At 43.3% G+C, this 11,522-nt stretch carries 12 protein-coding genes; 4 read left to right on the top strand and 8 right to left on the bottom strand.

Features of this window, described 5'->3' with window-relative positions:
* Nucleotides 1-200 precede the first annotated feature (200 nt).
* The gene (locus WN50_RS14220) at nucleotides 201-794 is read left to right on the top strand and encodes a DUF1269 domain-containing protein (RefSeq protein WP_046278477.1); all 594 of its coding nucleotides are present in this window, start codon (nucleotides 201-203) and stop codon (nucleotides 792-794) included.
* Nucleotides 795-995: 201 nt separating this feature from the next.
* Here WN50_RS14220 and tnpA read toward each other — a convergent pair whose 3' ends face one another.
* Nucleotides 996-1,412 (bottom strand): IS200/IS605 family transposase, encoded by a 417-nt coding sequence (gene tnpA, locus WN50_RS14215; RefSeq protein ID WP_046278476.1) that lies wholly within the window; start codon nucleotides 1,410-1,412, stop codon nucleotides 996-998.
* Nucleotides 1,413-1,463: 51 nt separating this feature from the next.
* On the opposite strand from tnpA, the gene WN50_RS14210 reads away from it, so the two are divergent.
* Nucleotides 1,464-2,900, top strand: coding sequence for an RNA-guided endonuclease InsQ/TnpB family protein (locus tag WN50_RS14210; RefSeq protein WP_046278475.1), 1,437 nt, complete (start codon nucleotides 1,464-1,466; stop codon nucleotides 2,898-2,900).
* Here the strand turns inward: WN50_RS14210 and WN50_RS14205 are convergent.
* The 5 genes from WN50_RS14205 to deoC form a co-directional block, all read right to left on the bottom strand.
* The gene (locus WN50_RS14205) at nucleotides 2,874-3,569 is read right to left on the bottom strand and encodes a GUN4 domain-containing protein (RefSeq protein ID WP_049559525.1); all 696 of its coding nucleotides are present in this window, start codon (nucleotides 3,567-3,569) and stop codon (nucleotides 2,874-2,876) included. The two genes, WN50_RS14210 and WN50_RS14205, sit on opposite strands and share 27 nt — an antisense overlap.
* 148 nt (nucleotides 3,570-3,717) lie before the next feature.
* The gene (locus WN50_RS14200) at nucleotides 3,718-4,944 is read right to left on the bottom strand and encodes a glycosyltransferase family 4 protein (protein WP_046278474.1); all 1,227 of its coding nucleotides are present in this window, start codon (nucleotides 4,942-4,944) and stop codon (nucleotides 3,718-3,720) included.
* 149 nt (nucleotides 4,945-5,093) lie between these two features.
* Nucleotides 5,094-6,581 carry an MFS transporter gene (locus WN50_RS14195; protein WP_046278473.1) on the bottom strand — a complete coding sequence of 496 codons (1,488 nt, stop codon included), beginning with the start codon at nucleotides 6,579-6,581 and terminating at the stop codon, nucleotides 5,094-5,096.
* 290 nt (nucleotides 6,582-6,871) lie between these two features.
* Complete coding sequence (recO, locus tag WN50_RS14190; RefSeq protein WP_046278472.1) at nucleotides 6,872-7,783, bottom strand: DNA repair protein RecO; 912 nt, start codon at nucleotides 7,781-7,783, stop codon at nucleotides 6,872-6,874.
* Between the two features lie 12 nt (nucleotides 7,784-7,795).
* Nucleotides 7,796-8,485, bottom strand: coding sequence for a deoxyribose-phosphate aldolase (gene deoC, locus WN50_RS14185; protein WP_046278471.1), 690 nt, complete (start codon nucleotides 8,483-8,485; stop codon nucleotides 7,796-7,798).
* A gap of 276 nt (nucleotides 8,486-8,761) precedes the next feature.
* Here deoC and WN50_RS14180 point away from each other — a divergent pair, with 276 nt between their 5' ends.
* Nucleotides 8,762-9,220 (top strand): peroxiredoxin, encoded by a 459-nt coding sequence (locus WN50_RS14180; protein ID WP_046278470.1) that lies wholly within the window; start codon nucleotides 8,762-8,764, stop codon nucleotides 9,218-9,220.
* Nucleotides 9,221-9,340: 120 nt separating this feature from the next.
* Nucleotides 9,341-10,303 carry an arsenic resistance protein gene (locus WN50_RS14175; protein ID WP_046278469.1) on the top strand — a complete coding sequence of 321 codons (963 nt, stop codon included), beginning with the start codon at nucleotides 9,341-9,343 and terminating at the stop codon, nucleotides 10,301-10,303.
* Nucleotides 10,304-10,347: 44 nt separating this feature from the next.
* Here WN50_RS14175 and WN50_RS14170 read toward each other — a convergent pair whose 3' ends face one another.
* A complete protein-coding gene (locus tag WN50_RS14170) occupies nucleotides 10,348-11,250 on the bottom strand; it encodes an RNA-guided endonuclease InsQ/TnpB family protein (protein ID WP_281062885.1) in 903 nt (300 codons plus the stop codon).
* Complete coding sequence (locus WN50_RS37575; protein WP_053221513.1) at nucleotides 11,232-11,495, bottom strand: MerR family DNA-binding transcriptional regulator; 264 nt, start codon at nucleotides 11,493-11,495, stop codon at nucleotides 11,232-11,234. The genes WN50_RS14170 and WN50_RS37575 overlap by 19 nt, the downstream gene beginning before the upstream one ends.
* Nucleotides 11,496-11,522: the final 27 nt, after the last annotated feature.

Genomic DNA, 11,522 nt, shown 5'->3' with positions numbered 1-11,522 from the left:
TTATTTATATTGATCGTTCATCCTTCAGAGATATTATTAATAATTTTACCTAAATCTACCCTCTTTAGAGAGAATTGCCGCACAGAAATTTATTCCTTTTTATAGATTAGTCTCTAGACCCAACTGTTACCCGAGAGGGATGTGAAAGCGATGAAATTGAGGGATCTTAGGGATAAGAGTCGAAATCGATGAGGTTAACAATGAGAGCTACTACTGAAGGTACTGAGCTTTACAGACGTGCTGTAGGCGTTTTCAAAGATCGCCATGATATCGAGAGAGCAATTCGTAAATTTAAAGATGCCAATTATGATATGAATCGAGTTTCCTTAATTGCCCGAAACATTGATGACGTTGAAGGGGCCGACGAAATTAGAGATCATGGAGAAGGAAACGAAGCGTCTGAAGGTGCGGGAATTGGTGCAGTAACAGGTACCGTTTTAGGTGGTATCACAGGTTTACTCGTTGGTTTAGGGAGCTTGGCAATTCCGGGAGTAGGGCCAGCGCTCGTTGCCGGAGAATTATCTGCATTAGGAACAACCGCAGCCGGTGCAGGTATTGGTGCTTTGACGGGAGGACTGGTGGGATCATTAACGGGAATGGGAATTCCAGAAGATAATGCAAAAGTCTATGAAAATCGCGTCAAAGCAGGTGATTACTTGTTAATGGTTAGTGGAACAGACGCTCAATTAGTTCAAGCTGAAGCGATTATGCGTGATGCTGGAATCAACGAATTTGGGATCTATAATGCACCTGATCTCAATGGGGGAACCGACCGCCATCCCCGCTTAGATTAGTCATTAAAAACCACTGAAATTAGGGAACCTCGAGGAATACTTTTCTGAAAAGGGTTCACTCTTCGGGGTGTCCCTTTTTTCGGGTAATTCAACAAATAAAATTAGCTTCCGGCAAAAGAAGCCCCACCTCTCAAAGCGAAGCGTGTTCGCGAAGCGTGTCGTCAGACGTAGCGTGGGATGAATTTTGCACAGGGACTTGATTCATTCGTCAGGGGAGTTTTGGTTTTGAATATATTTTTTGAGAGTAGAAATCGTAACACCCCCACAACTAGCCACAAAGTAAGAACTGTTCCACAACACAGGTTTTTTCAAGTAGATTTCGGTTAATTGTTCGCCAAACTCTACTCTGATTTTTCGGCTTGAAACACTCTTTAACGAATTAACAAGCTTGCTCAAATGAATATCTGGATGATACTGAAAAAGCAGATGAACATGGTCTTTTTCTCCATCAAAACTTACCAACTTGCAGTCTTGTTGATTGAGCAAGTTTTCAAAAATCTCATGCAAACGGCTAATCATCTCGCCAGTAAACACTTTACGCCTGTACTTGGTCGTCAGCACCAAATGCGCTTTTAAGTCAGAGACAGACCGACCCCTTGATAAAAAATCATTATTCATAAGAATTACACCTTACCTGCTATAATCAGTGTAATCAAAAAGCCAACACCGATGAAGTACACATACCAGTATCGACTATATCCAGAGACTCAACAAACTGTCACACTGAACCGATGGCTCAGAGTTTGTCGATACTGGTACAACCGAATGTTGGGCGAACGGTTTGACTGGTGGGAGCAAAATCGATGCCCTGTGAACGCTTGCCTGTTAATCTGCCATTTACCCGTTCTCAAAGAACAACCAAACTTCTACAATCAGAAAAAACAGCTACCAGTTCTCAAACAAGACTTGGTTAAGGTTGATTGGTCTGGGGAGTTGATAGATTTCACTGAAGTTTATTCAAGCGTGCTTCAGGATGTTTGTAAAAGGGTTCAAAAATCTTTTGACAGATTTATTGCGGGTGACAAGAACGGAAAGCGAAGTGGAAAACCTCGGTTTAAAAATGCTGCCAGATACCGGACATTAAACTTCCCAGATGCCGATGATTCTTGGTTAAAGTTTTGCACCATTAACGGAAAATGGTTGTTCGTGAAAATTCCTAAAATCGGTTTCATTAAACTGAAAACACACAGAGCAATGCCGTCGCGTTCAATCTTGAAACAGCTATCAATAACCAAGAAAGCAGATGGATGGTATTGCAGTCTCAGTTTAGAGGACAAATCTGTACCCAAGTTCACCCCAGATAATATTGAGGCAACCTGGGAAAATTCAATAGGGATAGATGCAGTCTTGGACAGAGATTTTTATTTGGCAACCTCCGATGGTGAAAAACTCCCATCCCTTAAGCCATTGCGTCGAAATCAAGACAAATTAACCGCAGTATCGCAGCGCAAAAACAAGCGCAATCAAGGCAGCAAAGCCAGACGAAAGCTAGCAAAAAAAGAAGCCCGTGTTCATCAAAGCATAGCCAGAAGTCGTAAAGACTTTCAGTACAAAACTGCTTATAAACTGGTACATACGGGTAAAAAATTCTTTTTTTGTGAGAAGCTAGACCTTAAAGGATTGACCCGTCGAAATCCATCTAAAGTTGATCAGAATGGAACCTTTATTTCCAATGGTCAATCTTCCAAGTCTGGACTTAACAAGTCTTGGTTAGATGCCGCTTTTGGTCAGTTTTTTGACGTGCTAGGTCAGGTAGCCGCAAAAGCTAACGCTACTGTTGTCGAAGTCAAGCCTAACTATACATCTCAGCTTCTTTCTTATCGAGATGAATTTGTATTTACTGACCGAAATATTCGGGAGTATTTTGATTTGGAATTAAAGTTAATTGTTGATAGGGACGTTAACGCATCAATTAACATAAAAAGAGTCGGGCTGGATGTGTTCCCGACTATAAAACGCCGTAGAGGGAAGCCTGTAATTGTTGAATCTATTACTAAAAGTACCTCAAAGGAAGTTCTGAGCGCTCTTTTTGAGTATCAGAAGCCTACACTGAAAGCGCAAGCGCGACTTGTAGGTACATCACTTTTTAAGTTGACAACTTGCTAAACGAGAAAAAATAGCCGGACTGAGATTTGGTGTACATTTCATCAACGGCTCATCTTGATTGGCTCGAACACAGTTAACGTTAAATCCCCAAAGCGGCACATCCGTTTTTTGCTTGAAATCTTTCACCTGAACATCTTTTGTTACGGAACCCCCTGAAGCTAGGGCAGGTAAATGTCCGGGATTTGCCTGAAAATCAAAGGTTAATTCCTCGTAGGATTTCCAACTTTGAGCCGATCTCCAGTTGACTTCTTGGGCATAATATTCAAATAATTCTGATAGACTCAATGATTTTGAAATCTGACGATGTTGAAGATTCATCCAAATTTTCTGCTGAGTTCTAAAGCTAAATTTCCCTCGACTATATTGATCCCAGAGTTGATCAATCTTGAGTAAATCTTCACAGGGAAATTTAGCAATATCCCCTTCAGTCAAATAAACCGATTTCGAGAGCTGATCGGGATATTTCTGAAGCACCATCAACATCATCCGATAAGTTTGTCTGTCTGCTTTGAGAAAAGCACCAGCAGCTAACATTTTTGAGAGTCGTTCATAGTCAGGTTTTTTGTGCGGAAGTTCAGATACAGTTGCCGTTCTAGCCATCCCAATCACCAGAGAAGCAATCGCACTGACAACCCCCAAGACAACAATTATTCGTTCTCGGTTCACCATCAATCCTATCGTGATTAGCTATCATTCATCGTCGGTTTGCTAACATCTCCCCCGAGAGTTCAACCCCAATCGCGGAATCCCTTTTTAACAGAAAGTTAGCAACTCCGAGTTCGATTGGCCGAAAGCATCGGGGAAAACAGATAGCGACTTACCAACGCGGGTAGGTTAAGTGCTTTTGTTGGACAATCTCAGCATACAACTGTTCCATTTGCGTAATATTCCGACTGAGTGTATACCGTTCTAAGACACGCTGACGAGCTTTGTATCCTAAGAGCGTGGTTAACTCTCGATGATCTCGAAACAGGGGTAATAAAGTTCGCAACTGAGTCGCTACAGCGTGGGTTTCTAAGACGATTCCAGCCCCTCCTTCGAGGACTTCTCCATCAGCCCCTGCATCTGTGGCAATACAGGCGACACCACAAGCCATTGCTTCAAGTAATGATAGCGATAACCCCTCGACTAAAGAGGGTAAAATAAAGACATCAGCTCCCCGTAAAATTTCAATGCGTTGGTCTTCATCCCCAACAAAGCCTAACCAGATTATGCCATCTTCGAGGCCATAGTACATCTGTAACGACGTCGCTAGCGGCCCATCCCCAACAATCACCAATCGAGAATCTCGCCCCATTTCCAACTTTTTCCAAGCTTTGAGGAGAGACTCAACATTTTTTTCAGGGGCGAGGCGACCTTGATAGACAAACACTCGCTCTGTTTTGAGTTGAGATTTCAGACGTGATGGCCCTGGAGAATATTTCAGTTCATCAACCCCATTGGGAATGACCACAACTTTTTGTTGAGAGACACCCAACCGGACTAACAAATCTCGTTGAATTTGTGAAAAGACAATTACAGAATCGTAATTTGCCAGAAAAGGGGCATAAATTTGATACATCAGGTGTTGGGTTCCCGATGTCAAATTACGAAGTTTGCGATCAAAAGGTGGATGAAAAGTCGCCACCAAGGGCAGATTCAGTTCCTCACAAATTTCGGGAAGCACAAAATCGAGCGGTGATAGCGTTAACGACGCATGAACCAAATCGGGTTTCAATTGTCGCAACGACTGCATTAAGACCTTACTCGATTTGAACGTGGGAATGGTATAGATTTGGGATTTGTACAGACAAGGCAGAGGAACTTCTTGAGTCATCACAGGGGATGTCCGCCCCTCGCTACCCAACGGCCAATTCTGAGTCCCGATTTTCCATTTCCCATTTTCTACCGGCCATTCCTCTCGACGTTCAGCGTTAGAGAGTTCTGAGGCAAAATGGAGGAAACTGACTTGATATCCTCGGTCTAATAGGCTGTTGGTGACTTCTCTCGAATAGGTAACATTCCCACAAAACGGTGATTTTTTTCCAAGCCAAGCTATATGCACAGGTCAATAAGAGTTTTATTCGTTGGTTTTGGATGAATTTACCATGAATAAGCTTCTCCGCATCGAAATTCACTGATTATCCTTCTCTGGGGGTAGAACAGTGAACAGTTTACAGTTCTACTGACTTCTGACTGCCTGTTGCCTTTTGCCTAAGTTTCTTGTATCGAGATGTACCAGGTTAAAATCCCGCCAACCGTTGCCATCGCGCCTAAACCAACAAAGACTGCGGACAAGCCCAGATAGGTTTCTGCGACTCCTGCTAAAGCAAGCGGTAAACTCAGAGCAATATTAACTGCATTATTTTGCAAGCCAAAGACTTTTCCCCGCATTTCTTCGGGTGTTTCCGCTTGGATAGTCGTTTGCATGGGGATAGCAACCACCGACGCACACAGACCCAATATAATTATCAATACAAAAGTAGAAATGAGCTGTTGGCCAAATATAGCCAGACCCATCAAACAAGTCGCCAGTCCAATTGAACCAATTAATGCAAGCTGGATGTGAGAGAATCGATGCCCCAGGTGGCCCAGTAGAGCGGCACCAATCGCCATCCCCACACCTGCGGCGGCTAGTAAAAAGCCAAATTGAGAAGATTTGAGTTCAGGGATGATCTCTGCTAAACGCACCGCGAGAACCGCAAGAGCGGCAAAAATGCTAAATAAAATAATCAGTTGAATCAGGGCATTGCGAACTTTATGATGATTACTGAGATATTTCACCCCATCGCGTAAATCTTCTAAAATATGAGGACTTTCAAGTTGGTTAAAGTCTCTTTTTTCTCGCAGTTTCAGTCCCATTAATAGCAAGCCCGCGATCGCATAAGCTCCTCCTACGATTAATTCTTTGCCAATATTCATCCCCCAACCGATTTTTTCAAAGAATAGATCGGCGAGTGCTAAAAGGGGTTCTCCTACGGCAAAACCAATAATCACTGAAGCCATCATTGTTGTGGTATACAGTGAGTTAGCCGATAATAAATGATTTCGTTTAACAATTAAGGGAATAGCCGCTTGTTCGGCGGGAGCAAAAAACTGAGTTAAGGTAGACACTAAAAACGTAATCGTGAGTAATAGGCAAAACCCCAAGGGGAGTTGACCTAAATTCATATTATTGGAGAGCCAAAGTAGTAGAGGCAGCAGCAAAACAAATCCACCTCGTAGGAGATTCGTTAGTACCAAAACAGCTTTTTTCGGCCACCTATCAACATAGGCTCCGGCGGCTGCCCCAAATAATACGGCGGGAATGGTAAAGGCAATCATCACGGCTGAAACCCAACCGCTAATCGTTTGATCCGCTTGCTGAAAGCGAGTAGAAATCAAGGCAATCATCAAAACTAGATAAACTTTATCTGCGAGTTGAGAAAAGACCTGCCCACTCCAGAGAACTAAGAAGTTCTGATTTTTGAGTACAGGCCAAAAGCCCCGTTCCTCTTTTTCTAGTAGCATATCTGACGAAACAGATGGCTGGCTTTTGATGGGATTGCTCGTCGATTTTGACGGATGATTTCCATTTCCATTGCTTTCAGGTTTTGAAGGAATTTCAGCAGTTGAAAAACCGTCTACATAACCATTTTTTACCTCTTTGGTGAGGTGGGATTTTTGATCAAAAGACTTTTTCTCGGGATTTAGCGATCGCATTATTTTTTAAAAGATATAGCAAAATTAGCAAATTCGGGAAGTTCAGAAAACGCGACTCAATTGCGGTAATGTTAGAGGATAAAAACGATTAACTTAATATTTTTTAACAGGTTTGTGAGCCAATTTTTTTGAATGTGTTTCCCTCATAAAATGGCAATGATGCCGATCATTGAGCATAGCGAGTTCAGCCTAACTCTTGTTTGATGAACGGGATCACCCCAATGGTCAGTCCGAAAACCCAATTGTTGAGTATTCTGATTAAAATCTAGAAAACGAGTTTAACCTAGACTTCAAAATGAATAGCTCAGTTGAAATTGCTCAACATAGGTGTCAATCAAGGCAGCAGAACGAATAGCACGTCCTAATTGATACTCAGCATAGCGCCGCAGAAGGCGTTCAACCGATACCCAATCAGATAAGGCAATAGAGGGGGCGGTTGACAGAGTAGCCCTTTGTTGAGACTTTAGCTCCCATTCAAGCTGCTCACTCAATTGGGGATGAGCTAATCTTTGCAAGATAGCTAACTGAACTGCACTTAGTTTAACATGGAGCTGCCCCCCAAAGCCTTGAGAAATGGCTCTAGGATGGCGATCGCTCGTTTTCGGAATCGGTTTTTCCGCCTCTAGACTGATAGTTCCCCCTGCATCGAGGCTAAAACCGACTCGCCAATCAGGATCGCTGAAATTCGCCACGAGGGGACGTTGTGTGAGACAACAGTGTTGAACTTGGGGAGCAACACCTGTCCAAGCGAGGAGGTGAAACATCCCCTGCGTCAGAGTAGCAATAATAGCGGTGATATTTTCGATTTCCGGGGTATTGGACAAATTTTCAAGCCGCTCTAAATGTTCATTAAACAATAAAAAGAGTTCTTCTTGGGGTTGTTCACTCAGGGCGATCAATAACACTAATTCAGCTAAATACTGACTCGCCGCAAGTTTACCGAGATTTTGACTCAAACCTCCGTAGGATTTAATCATGTCTGCTTGGGTAATGCGATCGAGCGATCGCCCTTTAGACAGCAACAGTTCATTGACAACAAACAATTCACAACGCCCCCCCAGTTTAGAGCGGGGTTTTCGGGTTCCGGGGGCTACGGCTCGAATCAGGCCGTATTCAGGGGTTAAAATCGTTAGGATGCGATCGGACTCTCCTAAGGCAGTTCCCTTTAAATTAATTCCGGTAGCGGTGTAAGTTCTATTCATAGCAGGATTGGGTTAATGATTTTGATCGGTTTCATCTCGCTGAGAGAGTAAATGAACACCGCGAGAGGTTCCTAAACGATTGGCTCCGGCTAGAATCAGATCGGCGGCTTGAAAGTAGGTGGTAATTCCACCGGAAGCTTTAATCCCAATCCGTCCTCTGGTAAGATTTTTAAGTAGACGCACATCAGCAACGGTTGCTCCCCCATATAAGCCTGTACTGGTTTTGAGAAAATCCACTCCGGCATCCATTAAAACTTCGGCGGCAAGTTGTTTTTCGGCATCTGTCAGAACGGCCGTTTCTAGTATCGCTTTAACGCTTTGATCAGTTTGTTCGCAGATTTCAGCAATTTCTCGGTACAGTTCCTCGGTTTTTGCCGTTTTTACCCAACTTAAATTAATCATGACGTCCAACTCAGTCGCCCCATTTTCAACGGCTTCTAAGCTTTCATAGAGTTTGACAGCAGAAGTCGTTGCGCCACTGGGAAAGCCAATCACACTGCAAACTTTCGGGGATTGACCTTGTAGTATATCCGCAACTTGACGCACGTAGCTGGGATAGACACAAACTGCTGCGAATTTGTATCGTAACGCTTCATTACAGCATTGTTCGATTTGCTCAGGGGTAGCGGCGGGGTTGAGTAGGGTGTGATCGATAAAGGGCGCAATATCGAGATCTGTATCTAGATAAGATTGAGTTCCCATAAGGTTGGACTCCTTTTTACAGTTATCAGTGACCAGTGTTCTAGGGGCGGGTTCTACAAAGAGTTGTATTTGTGATTAACAATCTACATATTCTCGCCCCCGACTACAAAGATTCCTATTTCTGAGTGATCAGCCGGGGCGGGTTTATATAACTTATTTGTGGGAAGACATACATTTGTTCAGAGGTGCGCCCCTACATACAACACTCTTCCTGTTTGCGTTATCATAACAAAAGTTAATAATTTTTTCAGATTAAAGTCACAGGGTAGAGCAAATATGACGGTTAAAGTCGGAGACACGGCACCTAATTTTACCTTAACGTCTCAAACCGGAGAATCAGTGAGTTTAGGAGACTTCCGGGGAAAAACGGCAGTTGTGCTGTATTTTTACCCGAAGGACGATACGCCGGGATGTACTGCTGAAGCTTGTGCATTTCGCGATAGTTATCAAGTTTTTAAAGATGCGGGTGCTGAGGTCATTGGTGTGAGTTCGGACTCAATGAATGATCACAAACAATTTGCCAACAAATACAATTTACCCTTCGTCTTGCTGAGTGATTCTAGCAATAAAGTTCGTCAACTTTACGGAGTTCCGGCGACATTGTGGATACTTCCGGGGCGAGTCACTTATGTGATTGATAAACAAGGCGTTGTGCGGCACATTTTTGATTCGATGCTTGATTTTAAAGCCCATGTTGATCAAGCCATGCTGACTCTTAAAGCCATTCCCGCTTAATCGCCAGTCTTTTCAGTTTACCGAAGTTTAGTCCTCTTAAGAGGACTTTAGTTTTTAGACAGGGATTTTAACCCCTAATACCCCTCCATTTCCTCATCAAATAATGTTTGCAGTGAAAACATGACCAGGTTTGATCAGATACAACCGTTTTTAGTTCTATTTTCGGTTGGTATCGGTTTAATTTTAGCGCAGGTTGCAGGGCTGAGTGAACTGGCTCCAAATCTGATCGTTCCTCTGTTAGCCTTGATGCTGTATGCAACGTTTCTACCGCTATCTCTCCATCATTTTGGGGAAGCGTTCAGAAATTCTAAAGTTGCTTTAGCCAGTCTCGCGATTAACTTTCTCTGGACTCCCCTTTTTGCTTGGGGTTTGGGTGCTATTTTTTTACAAGATAGCCCGGATCTTTGGGTGGGGTTGATTATGCTGATGGTCACACCCTGTACCGACTGGTATTTAGTGTTTACTGGGATTGCGGGGGGAGATGTGGCTTTAGCAACAGCTTTACTGCCTTTAAACCTAATATTACAAGTTGTTTTGCTGCCTGTTTATCTCCTCTTTTTTGTAGGAACGTTGGTTGAGTTAAACCCTGTCAGGCTTTTTGAAAGTGTGCTGTGGGTACTCCTGATTCCGTTATTGCTTGCTACTGTTTCTCGAAGATTAATTTTAAGATGGAAAGGAGAGATTTGGTTTCAGCAAAGATTATCAAATGTTACTGTATTTCAAGTTCTTAGCCTTAATCTCGCTATTGTTGCTATCTTTGCATCTGAAGGACAAACGCTCACCCAACGTCCAGAGTTATTTTTTAAACTTCTATTCCCTGTTGTTCTATTTTTTGTTACTAATTTTATTTTAGCTGATCAAGTCGGACGCTACTTCAGGTTCTCCTATCCAGAATTTGCCTGTTTAAGCTGCACCACTTTAGCGCGTAACTCTCCATTATCCCTTGCTATTGCTGCTTCTGCGTTTCCCCATCGACCTTTAATTGCTTTAACATTAGTTATTGGCCCATTAATCGAATTACCGATTATGGTCTTGGTTTCTCAATTGCTGTTACAAATTCGACGGCGAGGAAAATGGCAGTGAGCTTTGTGGGGGTCTAGCAAAGAATTGGCTTTCAGCTGACGGTGTTACGCTGTACATCTGTGGACAAACACATCTGACGCGATGGCAATGCCTTCAACCGATAGGTTGAGAGCAAAGGAGCCGTCCCTCAAAGCACGAATCATAATGTTCCGTGCGCCGCCCCAGTCTCGGTCATGTTCGTGACCACAACCGGGGCATTTGAATATCTTCGAGGCACCTAGTTTTGAGTGCTGATGTCCGCACTTAGTACAGGTCTTTGAAGTGTAAGATTCATTGACGTCAATCACTGCAACTCCACGTTTCTTAGCTACTTGTTTCAAGTGCAACTTGAACCGATAATGAGACCAAGTTAGCATTTGCCTTGCTGTTTTGCTATTTAGCTTTCGCTTAGATTTGACAACCATCTGTGAAGTCTCAAAGGTTGGCAAGAAGATAACCTTGTATTGACTCGTGATATAGTTGGCTACTTGCTTGTGGCACTCCGAGACTAAGTTGTGAATCCTCACCCTGATTCGATTGGCTGCCTGATTCATTCGTCGCTTTTGTTTGCGACAAGCTTTAGACGCTCGACTCAAGAGATTGTCGAGGTGAGAACACAGCCGTTGGATGCGTCCAATGTCTGCCCCGCCAAACTCTTGAAATGATTCGCCGTCGTAGCCTGTCAGGAATGTTCTAACTCCAGGATCTAATGCGATTACTCTGTCCAACTCTTTGGGTTTGACTTCTTCTAATACAGGAATACAGGCAAACCATCGTTTTCTGTCTCTAACTAACTGGGTTGCAAAGTTGGTTTTTTGCAAGGGTTCAGAAACTCTAAAGTTAAGTCCCTTGACCAGAGTAGGATACCACGTTTTTCCGTTGAAGTTGACTCTGTGGAACTTAATGGATTGAACGGGTTGACGACAGCTTCTAAACGACGCTTCTCCCTTTACAGAAAGAGCATTGATAGTCTTTCAACTTGTCTATCAAGGTCGGATTTTTGAGGTTGGGTAGAGACGCGAGCATAGATAACAGTGGCGCGTCTTCCTCCGTTTTCTGATTCCTCTTTGATGAACTTTTCGATGTCGTATCGCCTTTGTCCTGACGGCGTTTTGATTGTGTTGATTTTACCGTCTGCTTCCCATCGTCTGAGTGTTCGGAGGCCAACTCCCAGAGTGTTAGCTGCTTCATTGGGTTTAACAAATTTAGCCATACCTAATTATCGCAGAGTATGGCATTG

The sequence above is a fragment of the Limnoraphis robusta CS-951 genome (genome assembly GCF_000972705.2).
The sequence above is the reverse complement of the archived record's forward strand: the minus strand, read 5'-3'. Positions and strand labels throughout refer to the sequence as shown.

Coding starts and splice junctions, on each gene's coding strand:
- WN50_RS14220 (WP_046278477.1), top strand. CDS start 201: ATGAGAGCTACTACTGAAGGTACTGAGCTTTACAGACGTGCTGTAGGC.
- tnpA (WP_046278476.1), bottom strand. CDS start 1,412: ATGAATAATGATTTTTTATCAAGGGGTCGGTCTGTCTCTGACTTAAAA.
- WN50_RS14210 (WP_046278475.1), top strand. CDS start 1,464: ATGAAGTACACATACCAGTATCGACTATATCCAGAGACTCAACAAACT.
- WN50_RS14205 (WP_049559525.1), bottom strand. CDS start 3,569: ATGGTGAACCGAGAACGAATAATTGTTGTCTTGGGGGTTGTCAGTGCG.
- WN50_RS14195 (WP_046278473.1), bottom strand. CDS start 6,581: ATGCGATCGCTAAATCCCGAGAAAAAGTCTTTTGATCAAAAATCCCAC.
- recO (WP_046278472.1), bottom strand. CDS start 7,783: ATGAATAGAACTTACACCGCTACCGGAATTAATTTAAAGGGAACTGCC.
- deoC (WP_046278471.1), bottom strand. CDS start 8,485: ATGGGAACTCAATCTTATCTAGATACAGATCTCGATATTGCGCCCTTT.
- WN50_RS14180 (WP_046278470.1), top strand. CDS start 8,762: ATGACGGTTAAAGTCGGAGACACGGCACCTAATTTTACCTTAACGTCT.
- WN50_RS14175 (WP_046278469.1), top strand. CDS start 9,341: ATGACCAGGTTTGATCAGATACAACCGTTTTTAGTTCTATTTTCGGTT.
- WN50_RS37575 (WP_053221513.1), bottom strand. CDS start 11,495: ATGGCTAAATTTGTTAAACCCAATGAAGCAGCTAACACTCTGGGAGTT.